The sequence below is a fragment of the Streptomyces sp. NPDC042364 genome (assembly GCF_056437585.1).
Genome location: NZ_JBWKAJ010000006.1, coordinates 426,667 through 447,826 on the forward strand (window position 1 = coordinate 426,667; position 21,160 = coordinate 447,826).

A 21,160-nucleotide genomic window follows, 5' to 3' on the forward strand; every position below is an offset into this window, starting at 1 on the left:
CGGCACCTGAGGAGGGGGGCGACGGATCGGGCGGGTGTGGCGGGCGGGCGGGCGCCGGTCAGCCCTCCAGGAAGGCGGCCAGGGCGTTGGCCAGGAGGTAGGGGTCCTTGGCACCGCAGAGTTCGCGGGCGCTGTGCATGGAGAGGATGGCGACGCCGATGTCGACGGTCTGGATACCGTGCCGGGCCGCGGTGATGGGTCCGATGGTCGTGCCGCACGGCATGGAGTTGTTGGAGACGAACGTCTGGAACGGGACGCCGGACTTCTCGCAGGCGGCGGCGAACACCGCGCGGCCCGAACCGTCCGTCGCGTAGCGGTTGTTGACGTTGACCTTGAGGAGCGGGCCGGCGTCCGCGCGCGGGTGGTGCGTGGGGTCGTGCCGCTCCGCGTAGTTGGGGTGGACGGCGTGACCGGTGTCCGAGGAGAGACAGATCGTGCCGGCGAAGGCGCGGGCCCGGTCCTCGTACGAGCCGCCGCGGGCGAACACCGAGCGCTCCAGCACCCCGCCGAGGAGCGGTCCGTCGGCGCCGGTGTCGCTCTGGGAGCCGTTCTCCTCGTGGTCGAAGGCGGCGAGCACGGGGATGTACGACGGGCCGTCACCGGAGGTGGCGACCGCGGCGAGCGCCGCCGTACCGGCGTGCACGGACAGGAGGTTGTCCATGCGGGGCCCGGCCAGCAGTTCCTTGTCGCGGCCCAGGTAGGCGGGCGGCTCGACGGAGTGGGTCATCAGGTCCCAGCCGGTGACCTCGCCGGCGGGCAGGCCCAGTTCCTCCTCCAGGAAGGCGATCAGGTCGCCGTCGCGGACGTCGTCGCCGAGGCCCCAGACGGGCTGGAGGTGGCGCTGCTTGTCGAGCTTCAGGCCCTCGGCGGAGACGGAACGGTCGAGGTGGATGGCGAGCTGGGGCACCCGGAGCAGGGGCCGGTCGACGTTCACCAGGCGGTTGGTGCCGTCGCGCAGCGAGAGCCGGCCGGAGAGGCCGAGGTCCCGGTCCAGCCAGGAGTTGAGCAGCGGGCCGCCGTAGATCTCGACGGCGACCTGGCGCCAGCCGTGGGCACCGCTGTCGGGGCGCGGCTTCACCCGCAGATTGGGGGAGTCGGTGTGGGCGCCGACGATACGGAACGGGGTGTGGGGTTCGGCACCCTCCGGCACGTACCAGGCGATGATCGCGCCGCCGCGCAGCACGTACCTGCCGCCCAGGGAGCCGTCCCACGCGTCCGTCTCGGAGACCTGGCGGAAGCCGGCCTTCTCCAGCCGCTCCGCGGCGTTCGCCACCGCGTGGTACGGGGACGGGCTGGCCGCGAGGAAGGTCATCAGGTCGTCGGTGTGGCCGCGATCGAAGCGTGGGGGTGTGCGCATGGGGTTCACCTTAACGACGTACGAGGGCCCGCTCCCGGCGTTGGGAGCGGGCCCTGGTGTTGAAGTGCGGGGGGACGGGGCGGTGGACGGACGGGCAGGGCCCGTCCACCACCCGACCCTGTTCGCGGGGGGCCTCGGCCCCGGTGGCATCGCCGTCCGGGGCCGAGGCCGGGCGGTCAGAACGCCGCTTCGTCCAGCTCCATCAGGTCGAGGTCGACGCCCTCCGAGACCTTGCGGGCCAGGGTGACGCCGGGCAGGACGTTGGCGGCGAAGAACTTGGCCGCGGCGATCTTGCCGGTGTAGAAGGCCTTGTCCTTGGCGGACGCGTTCGGGAGCTTCTCGGCGGCGACGGCGGCGCCCTTGAGGAGCAGGTAGCCGACGACGACGTCACCGGAGGCGAGGAGCAGGCGGGTGGTGTTGAGGCCCACCTTGTAGATGTTCTTGACGTCCTGCTCGGTCGCGGCGAGGTCCGTGAGCATCAGGCCGACGATGGCCTCCAGCTCGACCGCGGCCTTCGCGAGGTGCTCGCGGGCGCCGGCCAGCTCCTCGCCGCCCTCGCCCAGCGCCAGGAACTTCTTGATCTCCTCGGCGAGGGTGTTCAGAGCGGCGCCCTGGTTGCGGACGATCTTCCGGAAGAAGAAGTCCTGGCCCTGGATCGCGGTGGTGCCCTCGTACAGGGTGTCGATCTTGGCGTCGCGGATGTACTGCTCGATCGGGTACTCCTGGAGGAATCCGGAGCCGCCGAAGGTCTGCAGGGACTGGGCGAGCTGCTCGTAGCCCTTCTCGGAGCCGTAGCCCTTGACGATCGGGAGGAGCAGGTCGTTGAGGGCGTGCTCGGCGGAGGCGTCCTCGCCGGCCGCCTCCTTCACCGCGATCGAGTCCTGGACGGAGGCGGTGTAGAGGACGAGCGCGCGCATGCCCTCCGCGTAGGCCTTCTGCGTGATCAGCGAGCGGCGGACGTCCGGGTGGTGCGTGATGGTGACCTTGGGCGCGGTCTTGTCCATGAAGTTCGCCAGGTCGGGGCCCTGGACGCGCTCCTTGGCGTACTCGAGGGCGTTGAGGTAGCCCGTCGAGAGGGTGGAGATCGCCTTCGTGCCGACCATCATGCGGGCGAACTCGATGATGCGGAACATCTGGCGGATGCCGTCGTGCTTGTCGCCGATCAGCCAGCCCTTGGCGGGGTGGCGGTCGCCGAAGGTCATCTCGCAGGTGTTGGAGGCCTTCAGGCCCATCTTGTGCTCGACGTTGGTGGCGTAGACGCCGTTGCGCTCGCCCAGCTCGCCGGTCTCGAAGTCGAACAGGTACTTGGGTACGAGGAAGAGGGACAGGCCCTTGGTGCCGGGGCCGTGGCCCTCGGGGCGGGCGAGGACGTAGTGGAGGATGTTCTCCTCCATGTCGTGCTCACCGGAGGTGATGAAGCGCTTCACGCCCTCGATGTGCCAGGAGCCGTCCTCCTGCTGGACCGCCTTGGTGCGGCCCGCGCCGACGTCCGAACCGGCGTCCGGCTCGGTGAGCACCATGGTGGAGCCCCAGGTCCGCTCGACCGCGATCTGGGCGATCTTCTTCTGTACGTCGTTGCCCTCGTCGTAGAGGATGCCGGCGAACGCCGGGCCGGAGGAGTACATCCACACGGCCGGGTTCGCGCCGAGGATCAGCTCCGCGTAGGCCCAGATCAGGGAGGCGGGAGCGGTCGTGCCGCCGATGCCCTCGGGGAGGCCGAGCCGCCAGTACTCCGACTCCATGAAGGCCTTGTAGCTCTTCTTGAAGGAGGCCGGGACCGGGGCGGTGTTCGTCTCCGGGTCGAAGACCGGCGGGTTGCGGTCGGCGTCCGTGAAGGACTCCGCCAGCTCGTTCTCGGCGAGACGGGTCAGCTCCTCGAGGATGCTCTTGGCGGTGTCCGTGTCCATCTCCGCGAACGGGCCGGTGCCGTACAGCTTGTCGCGCCCGAGCACCTCGAAGAGGTTGAACTCGATGTCGCGGAGATTCGACTTGTAGTGCCCCATGGCGACGGCTCCGTAGAAGAGAGATCGGCGAGGCACTGGATCCTCGCGCTAGTTCACATACCAACAAGTAGCTTCTAGTGGATGATGCTACCCACCGGTAATAAGAAGCAACCCCGATCCGGTCATCTGTGACTCGTTACGCTTTGCCGCATGTACGGCTACGACCAGAGCGCTGGCACTCAGCAGCAGTACGCCCCGCCGCAGCAGCCCATGTCCGGGCAGCAGATGCCGGGGCAGATGCCCGGCGGCCCGATGGGCGGGGGCTACGGGCAGCAGCCGCCGCTGTACCCCGAGCCGTCCCCGCCGTCCCTCGCCGACGCGGTGCGTGCCTTCACCACGGGCCAGCTGGCCGCCGAGGACTTCCAGCAGGTCTTCGCGACGTCCAAGGTCTACTGCCCGCGCGGCGACAACCCCGGCTTCCTGGCGCTGCACAACACACAGCAGCCGGTGATCCCGATGTTCACCTCGCTCAAGGAGCTGCGCCGGTACGCCGGCAAGGAGTCCAAGTACTTCGTGATCACCGGAGCCGAGGTCATCGACCTGCTTCCGACCGGCTACGGCTTCGTCCTCGACATGGAGGGGGAGCACCGGATGGTCTTCGACGCGAAGGCGGTGGAGCAGATGGTGGAGTTCGCGATGCGGCGCATGTACGGATAGGTCTGCGGTCGGGCTCGGCGGGCCGCGGGGCCGGGCGGGCCCGTGCGCTCGGCGGGCGGGCTCCGGTCCCGGCTCGGTGTCCGGAACTGATCGCCAGGCGAGTGGAACGCCCGGAGGGAATGTCCTCCGGGCGTTCGTCGTTGGGTCTGGCAGAAAGTTCAACAATCAACTAAAGTGAGCGTACAAGGAGGTACCGACATGCCCGCAGTGACCGTCGAGAACCCGCTGACCCTGCCCCGTGTCGTAGCGCCGGCCGACGCGGTGGCCCGTCCGGTGCTCGCCGTGACGACCGCGCCCAGCGGTTTCGAGGGCGAGGGCTTCCCGGTCCGCCGTGCGTTCGCCGGGATCAACTATCGCCACCTCGACCCGTTCATCATGATGGACCAGATGGGTGAGGTGGAGTACGCGCCGGGAGAGCCCAAGGGCACGCCCTGGCACCCGCACCGTGGCTTCGAGACCGTCACCTACATCATCGACGGGATCTTCGACCACCAGGACAGCCATGGTGGTGGGGGCACCATCACCAACGGTGACACCCAGTGGATGACGGCCGGTTCCGGCCTCCTCCACATCGAGGCTCCGCCGGAGTCGCTCGTCGTGTCCGGCGGCCTCTTCCACGGCATCCAGCTGTGGGTGAACCTGCCGGCCAAGGACAAGATGATGGCGCCGCGCTACCAGGACATCCGCGGCGGCCAGGTCCAGCTCCTCACCACCCCCGACGGCGGCGCGCTGCTCCGCGTCATCGCCGGCGAGCTGGACGGGCACCAGGGCCCCGGCATCACCCACACCCCGATCACCCTGCTCCACGCGACCGTGGCGCCGGGCGCGGAGATCACGCTTCCCTGGCGCGAGGACTTCAACGCGCTGGCGTACGTGCTCGCCGGGCGCGGCAGCGTCGGTGTGGACCGGCGCCCGATCCACCTCGGGCAGACGGCCGTCCTCGGCGCGGGCTCGTCCATCACCGTGCGGGCGGACGAGAAGCAGGACTCCAACGCGCCCGACCTGGAGATCGTGCTGCTCGGCGGACAGCCGATCCGTGAGCCCATGGCCCACTACGGCCCGTTCGTCATGAACACCCGCGAGGAACTGCAGCAGGCGTTCGAGGACTTCCAGAAGGGCCGGCTGGGCACGATCCCGGCGGTCCACGGGATGACCGAGGGCGGTATCTGACCCCCGCTCAGCCTGCGATGCCGCGAGGCCCCCGCCCGACCGCTTGAACCCAAGCCGGGTGGGGGCCTCCGGCGTGTACGGGGGCCCCGTGCGGTGTGACAAGCGGGAGTGCGCCGGGCGGCCAGGGGGTGCGTACGCATGAGGCGGAGCGTTCCCTTAGGCCGGTGGTGGTGTGGGACGCACGGCCGGTCCACCCCCCGTGGGGCCGGCCGTGGCGACAATGACCCACCGCATGGCGAGCACGGGGGACCGCGGGAGCACGGGCAAGCCCTGCCTCGCCCGGTCTGAACTGGGGGTACGCCGAGTGGGTCACCCCTCCGGTGCGGGGGGCTCGTGGAGTTCGAACCAGATGCTCTTGCCTTCGCCGCGCGGGTCGACGCCCCAGGCGTCCGCGAGCATGTCCATGAGGACGAGACCGCGTCCTGAGGAGGCCAGCTCGCCGGGGCGGCGTTTGTGCGGGAGGTCGTCGCTGGCGTCTGTCACCTCGATCCGCATCCGGCGCTTGCCGCCGTCGCCGGTCATCTCGGCGACGAGCAGCGCGTCGGCGTCGGTGTGGACGAGGACGTTGGTGAGCATCTCGGAGACGAGGAGGACGGCCGAGTGGACCTGGTCGTCGGAGGTCCAGTCGTGCAGCAGTTCGCGGACCTGCTGGCGGGCCCCGGCGATGCGCTCGGGCTCGGCCTGGGCGACGGTCAGGGCGGTGCGGCGGACGGGAGGCTTCATGGCGACGGTGCCACCGCGGCCGGACCCCTCGGCCTCGCGGGACAGCAGCAGCATCGCTATGTCGTCCTCGCGCCGGTCGGCGAGCGGTCCGGGGGTGTGATGGGAGGACGGGCCGTGCACACCTTGGACGAGCGCGTCGGCCAGCGCCTCCAGCCGTCCGGGAGCGAGCCCGTTCACCACCGGGCTCGCTCCGTCCAGCGCCACGGGGACCGGACTCGCCTGCGCGGGCGCCGGACCGTCCCCCACCAACGCCGTACCGGCTGCCGCCGCCGATGCCGGGACGCTCCCCGCCGATGCCCGACCGGCTGCCGTGGGCGCCGAACCTGCCCCAGCCGACGCCGGGGCGGCCGCCGTGGGGGCCGGGCTCGCCATGTCCCGTGCAACGGCTGTCCTGTCCTTGGCGGGGCCGTCTCCCCCGACAGCGTTGCCATCCGGATCACGCGGGGGCTGGTCGAAGGACTCCAGGATCGTTCTGATGCGGCGCCAGCCCGTGTCGAGGTCGTGGCCGCCCGTCTCGATGAGGCCGTCGGTGCACAGGAGCATCGTCTCGCCGGGTTCGAGGACGAGCCGGGTGGTGGGGTAGTCGGCGTCGGGGTCGATGCCTAGGGGCAGGCCCCCCGGGGTCGGCCGGACCAGCACCGTGCCGTCGGCCATGCGGATCGCCGGGTCCGGGTGCCCGGCACGGGCGATGTCCAGCACGCCGGTCACCGGGTCGACCTCCACGTACAGGCAGGTCGCGAAGCGCAGGTCGGTGAACTCGCCGGAGGAGTCCACGGTGACGCCGTGGAGGAAGCGGGACGCGCGGGAGAGGACCGCGTCCGGCGGGTGGCCCTCGGAGGCGTACGCGCGCAGGGCTATGCGGAGCTGGCCCATGAGTCCGGCGGCGCGTACGTCATGGCCCTGGACGTCGCCGATGACGAGGGCGAAGCGCCCGTTGGGCAGGGCGATCATGTCGTACCAGTCGCCGCCGACCTGGAGTCCGCCGCCGGTCGGGACGTAGCGTGCGGCGACGCTCATACCGGGGATCTCGGGGCCGAGCGTGGGGAGCATCGTGCGCTGGAGGCCGTCGGTCAGTTCGCGTTCGGTCTCGGCGGCGCCCGCGCGGGACAGCGCCTGGGCGAGCATCCGGGCCACGGTGGTCAGGACGGACCGTTCGTCAGGGGTGAAGGTGACCGGGTGGGTGAAGCCGGCCATCCACGCGCCCATGGTGCGGCCTGCGACGATCAGCGGCAGGAAGGCCCAGGACTGGCGGTTGAACCGTTCCGCGAGCGGCCAGGCGGTGGGGTAGCGGGACTTGTAGTCCTCGGGGGAGGAGAGATAGACGGCCCGGCCGGTGCGGACGACCTCGGCCGCCGGGTAGTCCGTCTCCAGCGGCATGTGTGTGAACGGGCCCTCGTCGCCGTGGTTGTGCCCGTGGTGCCCGATGACGGTGAGGCGGTCGCCCTCCACCCCGAACACGGCGAGCCCGTCCGGGGAGAAGCCCGGCATCGCCAGGCCCGCCGCGACGCGCAGCACCTCCTCGGTCGACCGCGCCTCGGCCAGCGCCCGCCCCGCGTCCAGCAGGAACGCCTCGCGGGAGCGCCGCCAGTCGCCGGTGACGGCCGCCGGGGCGCGGGCGGCGGTCTGCGGCGAGGGCTCGGTGACCTCCTGGATGGTGCCGATCAGCTCGACCGATCTGCGCAGGGGGTCGAAGGTCGGTTTGGAACGGCTGCGGACGGTACGGATGACCCGGCCCTGCTCGTCCATGATCCGTATCCGGACCTCGGCGAGGGTGTCCTCGGCGACGGCGAGCTGCACGACGGAGACGATCTCGTTCCAGTCGACGGGGTGGAGTCTCGACCGCGCGCCGGCCTGGGTCAGGGTGGTCGGTTCCGGGGGCAGCCCCAGGAGCCGGGCTGCTTCGGCGTCGACGGTGACGGTTCCGGCAGCGCTGTCCCAGGTCCACAGTCCCGTCGCCAGGGCGGACAGGACGTCCTCCACGGTGGGCGGGGGCTCACCAGTGCGCATTGACCCACTCTAAGAACAGCCGATCGGACCGTGCCACCGAAGCTGTACCGGGCACCGAGCGGTACCTGAGGTAACCGCGATCGGCGACGACGGCGGTGACAGCGGTTGACGTTATCGACAGAAACCGCTTGCGGTCCTGGCTATGGCTGTGACGGTGAGTATCCGTGCGGGAAAAGGTGTCCGGGGTGGGGAGAGCGGTGTCCAACAAACCATAGGACGCGGTTACCCGCGCGGGTGGCGGTAAATGGTGGGGAGGCGATCTTGGGGTGCCCGGTACCCTTGGCTGTGTTTCACGTGAAACACGGACAGTGAACCGTGTGGCACGGTGCCAGATCCCCGATCAGCGAAGACTGGATGAACGACGATGCATCGGTACAGGTCCCACACCTGCGGCGAGCTCCGCGCCTCTGACGTCGGCACCGACGTCCGGCTGAGTGGCTGGCTGCACAATCGGCGCGACCTGGGCGGCATCCTCTTCATCGATCTGCGCGACCACTACGGCATCACGCAGCTCGTCGCCCGTCCGGGCACCCCGGCTTACGAGGCCCTGGACAAGATCTCCAAGGAGTCGACCGTCCGTGTCGACGGCAAGGTCGTCTCCCGTGGCGCCGAGAACGTCAACCCCGACCTGCCCACCGGCGAGGTCGAGGTCGAGGTCGGCGAGGTCGAGCTGCTGGGCGCGGCCGCCCCGCTGCCCTTCACCATCAACGCCGAGGACGGGGTCAACGAGGAGCGGCGCCTGGAGTACCGCTTCCTCGACCTGCGCCGTGAGCGCATGCACCGCAACATCATGCTGCGTACGGCCGTGATCAGCGCCATCCGGCACAAGATGACGGCCCTCGGCTTCAACGAGATGGCGACGCCGATCCTGTCCGCCACCTCCCCCGAGGGCGCCCGCGACTTCGTCGTGCCCTCGCGCCTGAACCCGGGCAAGTTCTACGCCCTCCCCCAGGCTCCGCAGCAGTTCAAGCAGCTGCTGATGATCTCGGGCTTCGACCGGTACTTCCAGATCGCGCCCTGCTTCCGTGACGAGGACGCGCGCGCGGACCGTTCGCCGGGCGAGTTCTACCAGCTCGACGTCGAGATGAGCTTCGTGGAGCAGGAGGACGTCTTCCAGCCCATCGAGAAGCTCATGACCGAGCTGTTCGAGGAGTTCGGCAACGGCCGTCACGTCACCTCGCCGTTCCCGCGCATCCCGTTCCGGGAGGCGATGCTCAAGTACGGCTCCGACAAGCCGGACCTGCGCGCCCAGCTGGAGCTGGTCGACATCACCGACATCTTCGAGGGCTCGGAGTTCAAGGCGTTCGCCGGCAAGCACGTGCGCGCGCTGCCGGTGCCGGACGTGTCCGGACAGCCCCGGAAGTTCTTCGACCAGCTCGGCGAGTACGCGGTGGAGCAGGGCGCGAAGGGCCTGGCCTGGGTGCGCGTCGGCGAGGAAGGTGCGCTCACCGGTCCGATCGCCAAGTTCCTCACCGAGGAGAACGTCGCCGAGCTGACCAAGCGCCTGTCGCTGGCCCCGGGTCACGCGGTGTTCTTCGGCGCCGGTGAGTTCGACGAGGTCTCGAAGATCATGGGTGCGGTCCGCGTCGAGGCCGCCAAGCGCGCCGGCCACTTCGAGGAGGGCGTGTTCCGGTTCTGCTGGATCGTCGACTTCCCGATGTACGAGAAGGACGAGGACACCGGGAAGATCGACTTCTCGCACAACCCGTTCTCGATGCCGCAGGGCGGTCTGGAGGCCCTGGAGACCCAGGATCCGCTGGACATCCTCGGCTGGCAGTACGACATCGTCTGCAACGGCGTCGAGCTGTCCTCCGGCGCGATCCGGAACCACGAGCCCGAGATCATGCTCAAGGCCTTCGAGATCGCGGGCTACGACCGTGACACCGTCGAGGAGCAGTTCGCCGGCATGCTGCGCGCGTTCCGCTTCGGCGCCCCGCCGCACGGCGGTATCGCCCCGGGCGTGGACCGCATCGTCATGCTCCTCGCCGACGAGCCCAACATCCGCGAGACCATCGCCTTCCCGCTCAACGGCAACGCCCAGGACCTGATGATGGGCGCGCCGACGGAGCTGGAGGAGGCGCGCCTGCGGGAGCTGCACCTCTCGGTGCGGAAGCCGCAGCCGAAGTAGAGAAGTGTGTGAGGCAAGCCTCATGGAGGCTTGAAAGAGAAGGGTCCTGAAACCGTCCGTCGGTTTCCGGACCCTTTTCCATGCGCGGGGAACCGCCGGCGGCAACGGGCAGCCGACGCGTCGCAAGTCGTCGTGGCGGGTGCGGGTGCCGTCGCGGCGAAGGGGAACAGGGGCGAAACCACAGTGCTTTCCCACGGTACTGACAGCGTCCCTCCCTATTTTCCTCGTCCATGACGGGAAATCAGATCGGAAACGACAAGGCCCCCGAGTCCCGGGGGCCGAAGCACAAGAGGGACCTGACGCGCCGCAAGGTCGTGGTCGCGGGTGCCGGAGCCGTGGCCGCGGTGGCCGCGGGCGGCGCCGTCGTCGCGACCGCGAGCGCGGACCCGACCGGGAAGACCAAGGTCACCACTCCCGGGTCCGCGACCGCGAGCGCCGGTGAGGAGTGCTACCGGCTCACCTCGGAGACCACCGAGGGCCCGTACTACATCGACGCCGACAAGATCCGGCAGGACATCACCGAGGACAAGGAGGGCATCCCCTTCACCCTCCGCGTCAAGGTGATCGACTCCGGGAGCTGCGCGCCGATCCGTGACGCGGCCGTCGACATCTGGCACTGCGACGCGCTGGGCCTCTACTCGGGTTACGAGAGCTTCTCCGAGGGCGGCGGCACCGCCCCCACCGACGCCCCCTCGGGCGTCCCCACGGACATGCCGTCCGGCACCCCCACCGGCGAACCCCCGTCGGGCGGCGGCGGAGGTGGCGGTGGCGGCGGGCACGAGGAGCCGACCAGCGACACCCGTTATCTGCGCGGCACCTGGAAGACCGACAAGAAGGGGTTCGTCACCTTCAAGACGGTCTTCCCGGGCTGGTACCGGGGCCGCTGTGTCCACGTCCACACCAAGGTGCATGTCAACGGTGAGTGGACGGACTCCGGTTACGAGGGCGGGAACACCTGCCACACCGGCCAGTTCTTCTTCGACGAGGCGGCCGTGCTCGCCTCCGCCGAGGTCGAGCCGTACTCCACGTCGACGACGGAGCGTACGACCCTCGACGAGGACACGATCTACGACGGCAGCGGCACCCAGGGCGGTCTGCTCAAGCTGAGGTACAAGAAGAACGACATCGCCAAGGGCGTCATCGGCACCATCACCGTCGGCGTCGACCCGGACGCGACGAACACGGGCTCGGACGCTTCTGCGGAGCCGGGAGCGTCGGCGACGGAGTGACCGACGCCGCTCGGCGCGAGGCCCGGAACCCCTCCCCTGGGTTCCGGGCCTTCGGTGTGTCCGCGCGTATGCGCGGGGCCGGGCGCCGGGGAAGTCATCAGTGGACGCACAGGTTTCCCGTCGGAGGGGCACAGCGGGCGCGGGTGTGATGGGACAGGGAAGGCGAGGAACCCGTAGGGGAAGGAGACGTCGGAGAGTGGAGGAGGCCATGGAATTCGCCGTGCTGCTCGCACTGCTGCTGGTCCTCGGGGCGGTGGTCGCGGTCGTCGCCCGGCGGCGCCTCGACGGCACGCGGGACGCGACGTCCGGCCTGGCCGCGGAGGCCGACGCCAACCGCTGGGTGGTCCGGCTCGGCGGCAGTCTGGCCGGTATCGACGTCCGGGCGCAGACCGGGGCGGACGGCGACGCGGCCCGCTCCCTGACCGAGGCCGCCCAGAGCCTTCGCTCCGCCCGGGCGCGGCTGGCGGCCGCCCGTACGCCCGACCAGTACGCGGTGGTCGTCCGGACGGCGGCCGAGGGCCTGCACCACGTGGGGGAGGCCCGCAGGGCGCTGGGGCTGGACCCGGCCGCTCAGGGGACGGAACGCGGTCCGCTCGACCGGGCCGCCCGGGGCGGAGGGGCAGACCGGGGCGCACGGGCCGACCGGGTCGGGCGGGCCGACTGGGTCGGGCGGGCCGACTGGGGCGGGCGGGCCGACTGGGGCGGGCGGAAGGAACTGTTGCACGGCCTCGACGCGTCCTACTGGTCATGACCACGTCGACCTCCGCCGCCGCCCCGCCCCTCACGACCCTCGGGGAGGAGATCCTCCTCCTCTCCCTCGACGACTCCACGGGTGAGGCGAGGCTGCCGCTGCGCACGACGTACGCGATCGCGGCGGCGGCCCTGCTGGAACGGGCACTCGCGGACGACCCGGAGGACGCGGCGCTCCCGGACGACGCCGAGAAGTGGGTCAACGAGCACCGGGACGAGGAGTACGAGACGGCCCTGCGGGGTCTGCTGGACAAGGGTCTGATCCGTGAGGAGAGGCGCCGGCTCCTCCTCGTCTTCCGCACCACCGTCCACCCGGAGGCCGACGGCACGGTGGAAGCGGCGCTGCGCAGGCGCCTTTCGGCGGTCGTCCTCGAGGGACGCGAGCCGGACCATCGCACCGCCGCCCTGATCACCCTGCTCCACCACGCCGAACTGCTGGAACTGGCCTTTCCGGACCTGGGGAAGGAGCAGACCGCTGCGGTCGAGCGGCGCATGACGGAGATCGCCGAACGCCACTGGGCCGTCCCCGCCCTGCGCCGCATGGCCGCGGCGGCCGCCGCGGCGTCGGCCGCGCTCGTCGCCGCGACGATGGTGACGACGGTCGTCGTGATCACGACGGTGACGTGAGCAGTGGTTCCGGTTCTCCCTCGTAAGGTGTCCGACTCATGAGTGGTCTTTCCCCCGAGTTCACCGAGGCGCTGGCCGCCGTTCTGCGGGACCTGGGCGCGCAGTGTCCCGTGAGCCCCGATGTGCGGGAGGACCGGGACGGCCACGGTGTCGTGCTCTACGCGCCCGACGGTTCGGGGCAGGGGGTGTGGGCCGAGCCGGACGGGCGGCCGGGGATGCTGCTGGCCGAGGTCGCCGACCAGGTGCAGAGCTGGGCGGTGGAGGCGCTGTGGGCGGCCGGTGAGCCCGCGGTGTGGCCGCGGTGCCCGGAGCATCCGGACGCGCATCCGCTGGAGGCGGCCGTCGAGAAGGGCACGGCCGTATGGGTGTGCCCGCGCGGCGGTACCGGCGCCGTCCCCGTGGGGGAGCTGCCCTCGGGTGGGTGATCAGGGGGCGCCGCCGTCCTATGACGCCTCGGCGTCCGTGCTTCCCGCGTCCGTGCTTCCCGCGTCCGTGCTTCCCGCGTCCGTGCTTCCCGCGTCCGTGCTTCCCGCGTCCGTGCTTCCCGCGTTGGTGCTTCCCGCGTTGGTGCTTCCCGCGTTGGTGCTCCCCGCGTCCGCGTGATCGGCTTTGGCGTTCTCGGTCGTCGCCCCGTCGGCCTCCGCGCCGTCCGCCTTCCAGCTCTCGGCCTTCGCGTCGTCCGCCCCCGCGCTCCCGGCCTTGGTGTGGAGCACCTCGCGGGCCTGTTCGGCGGCGCGGATCGTGCTCTCGCTGACGAAGTCGAGGAAGCGGGCGACGTTCTCCAGTCGGGCGGCGGCCGGGGTGCCGTTGCCGAGGACGCCGACGCCCTGCCGCGCGATCTCGATGACCTGGGTCAGGGCCCGGGCGCTGGCCAGCATCGACTGATACCAGATGTCGTCGTCGACGACATAGCGCTCGCGGCGGCGTTCGTCGCGCTCCCGGCGGACGAAGGCCTGGTTCTCCAGGTACGAGATGGCCTTGGAGACGGACGCCGGGCTGACCTGGAGACGCTGGACGAGCTCGGACGCGGTGAGGCTGCCCGTGTCGGTGACCGTGAGGCACGCCATGACCCGGGCCATCATCTTGGGCATGCCCGAGGCCATCATGACGGTGGCGAACGTCTCCTCGAACTCGCGTACGGCCTCGGTGTCCCGCCCGTCGGCCCGCGCGGACGACACCGGCTCCCGGGGCGCGGTCTGCCTGCGCCGCTGCGCGCGGCGTTCGGTGGCGCGATGGGCCAGGTCGGCGCGGTAGGCGGTGGGACCGCCGTTGCGCATGACCTCGCGCGTGACGGTCGAGGTGGGGCGGTCGAGGCGGCGGGCGATCTCGGCGTAGGCGAGACCGTCGGCCAGCCCCAGGGCGATCTGCTGACGTTCGGGCTGGGTGAGCCGGCCTCCCGGCATGGGCGTCTCCTTCACGGTCCGCGAGTGGCCCCATTCTAGCGTTCACTTCTGCTCATTGCAACGAGAGGCTGAGTGAGGTGTTGCGTTAATCGCGATGCTGTTGCAACGATTTCAGCCCTCTGGCCTGCGAATACAAAGATTGCATGCAACGACGTTGTTGCCGGATACCTGAATGCAACGTAGCTTTTCTCTTGTCGGAAACAACGACCCAGAGGAGAGAACGATGCAGAAGTTCGCCACCCCCGCCCCGATCGCCGCCGTCCTCGACATCCAGGCCGGGCGGGTGCAGGTCATCGCCGCCGACCGTGCCGACACCGCCGTCGAGATCCGGCCCGTGGACCCGGCCAAGAGCCGGGACGTGAAGCTCGCCGAGCAGAGCACCGTCGAGTTCGCGGACGGCACCCTGCGGGTCACCGCCACGGCGCCGGTCAAGAACCGGCTCATGGGCCCCGCCGGCGCGGTCGAGGTGACCGTCCAGCTGCCCGCCGGTTCCCGGGTCGAGGCCACGTCGGCCGGCGTCGAGTTCCGGGGCGTCGGCCGGCTCGGAGACGTTGCCGTCGACGGCGCCCTCGGCCAGGTCAAGCTCGACGAGACCGCCCACGCCCGCCTTGCCGTCCTGGCCGGGGACGTGTCCGTCGGCCGCCTGGGCGGGCACGCCGAGATCACCACCCAGCAGGGTGACATCCGCATCGGCGAGGCCGTACGCGGCACGGTCGTGCTCCGCACCGAGTCCGGTGACATCTCCGTCGCCGCCGCCCCCGGCGTCTCGGCGGCCCTGGACGCCGGTACCGCCTACGGCCGCGTCAGCAACGCACTCAAGAACGACGGTGCCACCGCACTCGACATCCGCGCCACCACCGCCTGCGGCGACATCACCGCCCGCAGTCTCTGACTCCCCGGTACACCCCGACCCCGGTACACCCCGACCCGGCGGCTCCGACCCCGGCGCACTTCGGCCTCGGCACACCGCCCCCGGCGCCTCCGACCCCCGGCACACCCCGGCCTCGGCATCTCCGGCCCCGGCACTTCCGACCCCCGGCCCCTTTGAAGGAGCACCCACCATGACCACCCCGGCCATCGCGGCGAACGGGCTGCGCAAGTCTTACGGCGACAAGGTCGTGCTCGACGGCGTCGACCTGACCGTCCCCGAGGGAACGATCTTCTCCCTGCTCGGCCCGAACGGGGCCGGCAAGACCACCGCCGTCAAGATCCTGTCCACCCTCATCGGCGCCGACGGCGGCCGGGCCCGGGTGGCGGGCCACGACCTGGCCGCCGACCCGCAGGCGGTCCGTGCCGCGATCGGTGTCACCGGTCAGTTCTCCGCCGTCGACGGGCTGATCACCGGCGAGGAGAACATGCTCCTCATGGCGGACCTGCACCACCTGCCCCGGAGCGAGGGACGACGGGTCGCCGCCGAACTGCTGGAACGCTTCGATCTCACCGAGGCCGCGAAGAAGCCCGCCGCCACCTACTCCGGCGGTATGAAGCGCCGCCTCGACATCGCGATGACGCTGGTCGGCGACCCGCGCGTCATCTTCCTCGACGAGCCCACCACCGGCCTCGACCCCCGCTCCCGCCACACCATGTGGCAGATCATCCGCGAGCTGATCACCGGCGGTGTCACCGTCTTCCTCACCACCCAGTACCTGGAGGAGGCCGACGAGCTCGCCGACCGGATCGCCGTGCTCCACGACGGCAGGATCGCCGCCGAGGGCACCGCCGAGGAACTCAAGCGACTGATCCCCGGCGGCCACGTCCGGCTCCGCTTCTCCGACCCGGCCGCCTACCGGTCCGCCACCTCCGCGCTCAGCCAGGTCACCTGCGACGACGACGCCCTCACCCTGCAGATCCCCAGCGACGGCTCCCAGCGCGCGCTGCGCTCCGTCCTCGACCGGCTGGACGCCGCCGGCATCGAGGCCGACGAACTGACCGTGCACACCCCCGACCTCGACGACGTGTTCTTCGCCCTCACCGGCGGCACCGACATCCCCGCCCAGGCCAAGGAGGCCCTGCGATGAGTTCCCTCTCCCTCGCCGTCCGCGACTCGTCCACGATGCTGCGCCGCAACCTGCTGCACGCCCGGCGCTATCCGTCGATGACGCTGAACCTGCTGCTCACGCCGGTCATGCTGTTGCTGCTCTTCGTCTACATCTTCGGTGACGCGATGAGCGCGGGCCTCGGCGGCGGAGCCGACCGCTCCGACTACATCGCCTATCTGCTGCCGGGTCTGCTGCTGATGACGGTCGGCTCCACCACGATCGGCACCGCGGTGTCCGTCTCCAACGACATGACCGAGGGCATCATCGCCCGCTTCCGCACCATGGCGATCCACCGCGGCTCGGTGCTCATCGGGCACGTCGTCGGCAGTGTGGCGCAGTGCGTGATGAGCGTGGTGCTCGTCGGCGCCGTCGGCGTGGCCATCGGCTTCCGCTCCACCGACGCCACCGTCCTGGAGTGGCTCGCGGCCTTCGGGCTGGTCACGCTGTTCTCCCTGGCGCTCACCTGGATCGCGGTCGGGATGGGCCTGGTCAGCCCGAACGCCGAGGCGGCCAGCAACAACGCGATGCCGCTGATCTTCCTCCCGCTGATCTCCAGCACCTTCGTACCGCTGCACACCATGCCGGGCTGGTTCCAGCCGATCGCCGAGTACCAGCCGTTCACCCCCGCCATCGAGACCCTGCGCGGGCTGCTCCTCGGCACCGGGATCGGCCACAACGGATGGCTCGCCCTCGCCTGGTGCGTCGGTCTCGCGGTGCTCGGCTACTTCTGGTCCACCGCGAAGTTCAACAGCGACCCGAAGTAACCGCCGTGACAGCGCGGGCAGGCACCCGCCCCCCCGTCCCACCCCGGGCGGCGTACACCGACAGGGCGTCGGAGTACGCCGCCCCGTTCGTGTGTCGCCGCACCCCGTGCTCACTCGGCCTCCGGCGGGGGTGTCAACGCCTCCTCCTCCAGCAGGCGTTCGGCGATGTCGGCGGCCCAGGACTGGGCCCAGCGGCGGAGTGACATGGTGGCCTGCTCGTCGAGGCCCTGGCGGGCGAACTCTCTGTCGTCGAGCCACTCGGTGGCCTCCAGCCGGGACTGGAGGTCGGCGAGATCGAAGGTCGAGGCGGTGGCGGAGGTGTGGCGGCGGGCCAGTTCCTCCAGTTCGGGGATGGTCCAGTGGACGGTGGCCGCGTGGACCGTGACGAGGTCGCGGGCGGTGTTCCGGTCGGCCAGGGCACGGACCTTCGTACCGACCACGTCCTCCAGGGAGAGGGTCGGGCCCAGCGACGTCTCGACCGCCGGGCGCCACAGGGACTCCTTGAGGATGTCCAGGGTGCGCTCCTCCGCGGTCGTCGGGTCGGTGACGAGGAGGTGGGCGGAGAGCGGGGTGGCCTCCGCCTCCTCCACCAGCCAGCCGCGTTCGGCCAGCCCGGTGCGGACGGCGCGGGCGATCTGGTCCATCGGGGCCGGATGTTCCGTCGCCACCTCCAGCACGCGGCCCGGCGGGCGGCTCTGCGTCAGGCCGTGGGCCCGCACGGCGTGGTCGCCGGTCACGGCGAGCGCGTAGGGGGCGCCGATGGCCAGGATGTCCAAGAGGAGATGGAGGACCGGGTCGGGGGGACCCGGGTCGGGAAGGTCGTTCACGCGCGGGCCTGGGCAGTGGTGGGGGGTGGGGCCATGGACATGGATTATCACGGCCCCCGGACTTTCCCCCGGTTTTCCGGCGGTCCACCCGCCATCGGCCCTCCGGACTTCTCAAGTTCGGTTAAGACAAGACAAAGCAGGCTCATAGCCTGACCCGCGATCGTCCCGTGTCATGGACCAGACCCTTCTCGTGGTCGCCGATCTGGCTGCCATCTCCGTGCTGACCTTCGCGGTCTACTTCCCCCGCCACCATCGTCGGGACCTCGTCGCCGCCTTCCTCGGCATCAACGTCGGCGTGCTCGCGGTGGCGATGACGCTCGGCTCGTCCTCGGTCGGGATCGGGCTCGGGATGGGCCTGTTCGGCGTGCTGTCGATCATCCGGCTGCGGTCGTACGAGATCGCCCAGCACGAGATCGCGTACTACTTCTCCGCGCTCGCCCTCGGCCTGCTGGCCGGGCTGCCGGAGCGGGTGAACGCCCTGTCCGCCCTCCTCATGGCACTGATCGTCGCCACCATGTACGCCGGCGACCACCCGCGGCTGTACGGCCGGTACCGGCAGCGCGTCCTCCGCCTCGACGCCGCCCACACCGACGAGGACGCCCTGCGCGCCCACCTCGAAGTGCTCCTCGGCGGGCGCGTCGTGAACCTGTCCGTGCAGAGCGTCGACCTCGTCAACGACATCACCCTCGTCGACGTCCGCTATGTCGCCGGCGGCGAAGTCCCGCGCGCACCGCACGAGGCCGGGGTGCGGGAGACCGGGGCGCGGGTGCGGGAGACCGGGGCGCGGGAGGCCGGGGCGCGGGTCGAGCACGAGGTGCGGGCATGACCGCCGTCGACTCCATCGACTCCATCGACTCCATCGGCCCCGTGGTCGGGGCGCTGCGCCCCGTCGGTCTGGACGAACTCGTGGAGCGCGCCGCGCTGCTGACCCGGCTGGACCGCAAGTACATGCTGCCCCTGACCGATCTGCCGTTCGTCGTGGGCGGCCTCGACGAGGACCTGCGGGTCCTGGAGGCCGACGGCCGGCGGAGGTTCGCGTACCGCTCCGTGTACTTCGACACCCCGGACCTGGACGGCTATCTGGGCGCCGCCCGCAGCCGCCGGCGCCGCTTCAAGCTGCGCGTGCGCACCTATCTCCCCGCCGACTCCTCGCGCGAGGGCACGCACTACGTCGAGGTCAAGACGCGGGGCCCGCGCGGCACCACCGTCAAACAGCGCGTCCCGTACCAGGGCGACCCCTGGCGGCTGAGCCCCGAGGCCCGCGCGTACGCCGACGAGACGCTCGGCGAGGCGGGCATCGACGTGCGAGGCCTGCGGCTGGTCCCCACGCTCACCACCCGCTATCTGCGCACCACGCTGTTGCTGCCGGACAGCGGCAGCCGCGTCACCGTCGACACCGGCCTGAACTGGGCGCTGCCCGACGGCACCGCACTGCGCACCCCCGACCGCGCCGTCGTCGAGACCAAGGCCGGGCGCGCGGGGTGCGGCGCCGACCGGCTGCTGTGGTCGCTGGGTCACCGGCCCCTGCCCGTCTCCAAGTACGGCACCGGACTCGCCGCGCTGCGGCCCGGCCTGCCCGCCCACCGCTGGCTGCCCGTCCTGCGGCGCCACTTCCCCTCCGCATCCGCATCGAACGGGAGTCCCGCATGAACACCGGAGCACTGCGCCGGCTGCGTACCAGGGCCGCCGCCGCCCTCGCCTCCGTCGTCCTCGCCACCGCCGCGCTGTCCGGCTGCTCCTCCGGGAGCGACGCGGCGTCCGGCTCCGGATCAGCCGCGTCGAGCGCGAACGCGGCCTCGGCGGTCGACGGGGACCGCACGGCGGCCGAGGTGCTCGCCGACAACGAGAAGACGCACGCCGAGGACGGGGACACGGGTCATGACGAGTCCGAGGCCGTCTCCATCGAACTGAAGGGCGACTCGGCGGAGGTGGACGGCAAGGGTGTGGACGTCGACGGGGCGACCGTCACCATCACCTCCGCCGGCACCTACCGGATCAGCGGCACCCTCGACGACGGGCAGATCGTGATCACCGCGCCGGAGGCGACGGTGAAGCTGGTCCTCGACGGCGTCGCCATCTCCCACTCCTCCGGGTCCGCGATCGCGGCCACCGAGGCGGAGCGGCTCGTGGTGGTCCTCGCGGAAGGCAGCGCGAACAAGCTGAGCGACACCGGCTCCTACGCCGACGACGCCGAGGCGAACGCCGCCCTCTACAGCGCGGGCGACCTCACCATCGGCGGCAGCGGCTCCCTGACGGTGAAGGGCAACGGCAACGACGCCATCGCCGGGAAGGACGGGCTGCTCGTCGAGGGCGGCAACGTCACCGTCGAGGCCGCCGACGACGGCATCCGGGGCAAGGACTACCTGGTCGTCAGCGGTGGCACGGTCACGGTCACCGCCGCGGGCGACGGGCTGAAGTCCGACAACGGTGACGAGGACGACGCCGGGTACATCGCCGTCGAGGGCGGCACGGTCTCGGTCACCGCGGGCGGCGACGCCGTGGACGCGGCCACCGACCTCGTCGTCACCGGCGGCGAGCTGAGCGTCGAGGCCGAGGCGTCCGACGACACCTCCGCGCACGGTCTGAAGTCGGGCGTGATCACCGTGCTCGAAGGGGGCACCGTCGACGTGTCCGCCTCCGCCGACGCCCTGCACGGTGAGGCGGCCGTCCATCTCGCCGGCGCCGACGTCACCCTGTCCGCGGGCGACGACGGCGTACACGCCGAGGGCGACCTGGTCATCAGCGCCGGCAGTCTGACCGTCACCGGCTCCAACGAGGGTCTGGAGGGCAAGGACATCCTGGTCAGAGGCGGTACGACCAAGGTCACCTCCCAGGACGACGGCGTCAACGCGTCCGGCGGCGAGGCCACCTCCGACGACCAGGGCGGCGGACCCGGCGGTGGCGGCGGCGAGAACGTCGGCGACTACACCGCCAAGGTCACCGGGGGCACCCTGGTCCTCGACTCCCAGGGCGACGGCTTCGACTCCAACGGCACCGCCGAGATCACCGGCGGCACGATCGTCGTCAACGGCCCCGAGGCCGGCGGCAACGGCGCGCTCGACGTCAACGGCGGCTTCACCGTCAGCGGCGGCACACTCCTCGCCTCCGGCAGCGCCGGCATGGTCGTCGCCCCCGACGGCGAGTCCGAGCAGGGCTGGCTGTCGGCCACGCTGGACGCGTCCGTCGAGGCCGGCACGACCCTGCACATCGTCGACTCCGACGGCGGGATCGTCGCCTCGTACGTCACCTCCAAGACCATCCAGAACGTCGTCTACTCCGGTGAGGGCGTCGAGAGCGGCGAGGAGTACACCGTGTACTCCGGCGGCTCGGTCTCCGGCTCCGACACCGGCGGCCTGGCCCGGTCCGGCAAGCTCGGCTCCGCCGAGAAGATCGCCACGGTCACGGCGGGCGAGGCCCCGGAGGGCGGCGGCTCCGGCGGACCCGGAGGGGGCGGGGGCCGCGGGCAGTAGCCGTAC

Annotated in this window: 17 protein-coding genes and 1 pseudogene; 13 read left to right on the top strand and 5 right to left on the bottom strand. The window is 71.1% G+C overall.

The annotated features are described in order from the left end of the window. Positions 1-58: 58 nt before the first annotated feature. On the bottom strand, positions 59-1,357 hold the full coding sequence (locus tag AC067N_RS16090; RefSeq protein WP_478679477.1) for a M18 family aminopeptidase: 1,299 nt from the start codon (positions 1,355-1,357) through the stop codon (positions 59-61). A 176-nt stretch (positions 1,358-1,533) separates the two neighbouring features. Next, on the bottom strand, positions 1,534-3,360 hold the full coding sequence (locus tag AC067N_RS16095) for an acyl-CoA dehydrogenase (protein ID WP_478679534.1): 1,827 nt from the start codon (positions 3,358-3,360) through the stop codon (positions 1,534-1,536). A gap of 150 nt (positions 3,361-3,510) precedes the next feature. Between AC067N_RS16095 and AC067N_RS16100 the strand changes: the two genes are divergently transcribed. Continuing rightward, positions 3,511-4,017 (top strand): SseB family protein, encoded by a 507-nt coding sequence (locus tag AC067N_RS16100; RefSeq protein WP_055511713.1) that lies wholly within the window; start codon positions 3,511-3,513, stop codon positions 4,015-4,017. 198 nt (positions 4,018-4,215) lie between these two features. Next, positions 4,216-5,187, top strand: a complete 972-nt coding sequence (locus AC067N_RS16105) for a pirin family protein (RefSeq protein WP_478679478.1) — start codon at positions 4,216-4,218, stop codon at positions 5,185-5,187. A 309-nt stretch (positions 5,188-5,496) separates the two neighbouring features. On the opposite strand, the gene AC067N_RS16110 is transcribed toward AC067N_RS16105, so the two are convergent. After that, positions 5,497-7,917, bottom strand: coding sequence for a SpoIIE family protein phosphatase (locus AC067N_RS16110; protein WP_478679479.1), 2,421 nt, complete (start codon positions 7,915-7,917; stop codon positions 5,497-5,499). Between the two features lie 364 nt (positions 7,918-8,281). Between AC067N_RS16110 and aspS the strand changes: the two genes are divergently transcribed. From aspS to AC067N_RS16135, 5 genes are all read left to right on the top strand, one after another. Continuing rightward, positions 8,282-10,045, top strand: a complete 1,764-nt coding sequence (gene aspS / locus AC067N_RS16115; protein ID WP_478679480.1) for an aspartate--tRNA ligase — start codon at positions 8,282-8,284, stop codon at positions 10,043-10,045. Between the two features lie 230 nt (positions 10,046-10,275). Then, positions 10,276-11,274 carry an intradiol ring-cleavage dioxygenase gene (locus AC067N_RS16120; protein WP_478679481.1) on the top strand — a complete coding sequence of 333 codons (999 nt, stop codon included), beginning with the start codon at positions 10,276-10,278 and terminating at the stop codon, positions 11,272-11,274. 208 nt (positions 11,275-11,482) lie between these two features. Further along, positions 11,483-12,025 carry a hypothetical protein gene (locus AC067N_RS16125; RefSeq protein ID WP_478679482.1) on the top strand — a complete coding sequence of 181 codons (543 nt, stop codon included), beginning with the start codon at positions 11,483-11,485 and terminating at the stop codon, positions 12,023-12,025. Beyond that, a complete protein-coding gene (locus tag AC067N_RS16130; RefSeq protein WP_478679483.1) occupies positions 12,022-12,651 on the top strand; it encodes a GOLPH3/VPS74 family protein in 630 nt (209 codons plus the stop codon). The genes AC067N_RS16125 and AC067N_RS16130 overlap by 4 nt, the downstream gene beginning before the upstream one ends. 38 nt (positions 12,652-12,689) lie before the next feature. After that, positions 12,690-13,076 carry a hypothetical protein gene (locus AC067N_RS16135; RefSeq protein ID WP_478679484.1) on the top strand — a complete coding sequence of 129 codons (387 nt, stop codon included), beginning with the start codon at positions 12,690-12,692 and terminating at the stop codon, positions 13,074-13,076. Between the two features lie 246 nt (positions 13,077-13,322). On the opposite strand, the pseudogene AC067N_RS16140 reads toward AC067N_RS16135, so the two are convergent. Continuing rightward, a pseudogene (locus AC067N_RS16140) lies at positions 13,323-14,054 on the bottom strand (GbsR/MarR family transcriptional regulator); the annotation flags it as partial. A 223-nt stretch (positions 14,055-14,277) separates the two neighbouring features. Between AC067N_RS16140 and AC067N_RS16145 the strand changes: the two are divergent. From AC067N_RS16145 to AC067N_RS16155, 3 genes are all read left to right on the top strand, one after another. After that, entirely contained in the window at positions 14,278-14,946 is a 669-nt protein-coding gene (locus AC067N_RS16145; RefSeq protein ID WP_478679485.1) for a DUF4097 family beta strand repeat-containing protein, read from the top strand. Positions 14,947-15,115: 169 nt separating this feature from the next. Continuing rightward, complete coding sequence (locus tag AC067N_RS16150) at positions 15,116-16,072, top strand: ATP-binding cassette domain-containing protein (RefSeq protein WP_478679486.1); 957 nt, start codon at positions 15,116-15,118, stop codon at positions 16,070-16,072. Further along, the gene (locus tag AC067N_RS16155; protein ID WP_478679487.1) at positions 16,069-16,857 is read left to right on the top strand and encodes an ABC transporter permease; all 789 of its coding nucleotides are present in this window, start codon (positions 16,069-16,071) and stop codon (positions 16,855-16,857) included. Before AC067N_RS16150 ends, AC067N_RS16155 begins: the two co-directional genes overlap by 4 nt. Positions 16,858-16,967: 110 nt before the next feature. Here AC067N_RS16155 and AC067N_RS16160 read toward each other — a convergent pair whose 3' ends face one another. Then, a complete protein-coding gene (locus tag AC067N_RS16160) occupies positions 16,968-17,684 on the bottom strand; it encodes a nucleotidyl transferase AbiEii/AbiGii toxin family protein (protein WP_478679488.1) in 717 nt (238 codons plus the stop codon). 172 nt (positions 17,685-17,856) lie between these two features. Between AC067N_RS16160 and AC067N_RS16165 the strand changes: the two genes are divergently transcribed. The 3 genes from AC067N_RS16165 to AC067N_RS16175 are packed head-to-tail and all read left to right on the top strand — an operon-like array spanning position 17,857 to position 21,154. Then, the gene (locus AC067N_RS16165; protein WP_478679489.1) at positions 17,857-18,510 is read left to right on the top strand and encodes a DUF4956 domain-containing protein; all 654 of its coding nucleotides are present in this window, start codon (positions 17,857-17,859) and stop codon (positions 18,508-18,510) included. Next, the gene (locus AC067N_RS16170) at positions 18,507-19,334 is read left to right on the top strand and encodes a VTC domain-containing protein (protein ID WP_478679490.1); all 828 of its coding nucleotides are present in this window, start codon (positions 18,507-18,509) and stop codon (positions 19,332-19,334) included. Before AC067N_RS16165 ends, AC067N_RS16170 begins: the two co-directional genes overlap by 4 nt. Continuing rightward, a complete protein-coding gene (locus AC067N_RS16175) occupies positions 19,331-21,154 on the top strand; it encodes a carbohydrate-binding domain-containing protein (RefSeq protein WP_478679491.1) in 1,824 nt (607 codons plus the stop codon). The genes AC067N_RS16170 and AC067N_RS16175 overlap by 4 nt, the downstream gene beginning before the upstream one ends. Positions 21,155-21,160 lie beyond the last annotated feature (6 nt).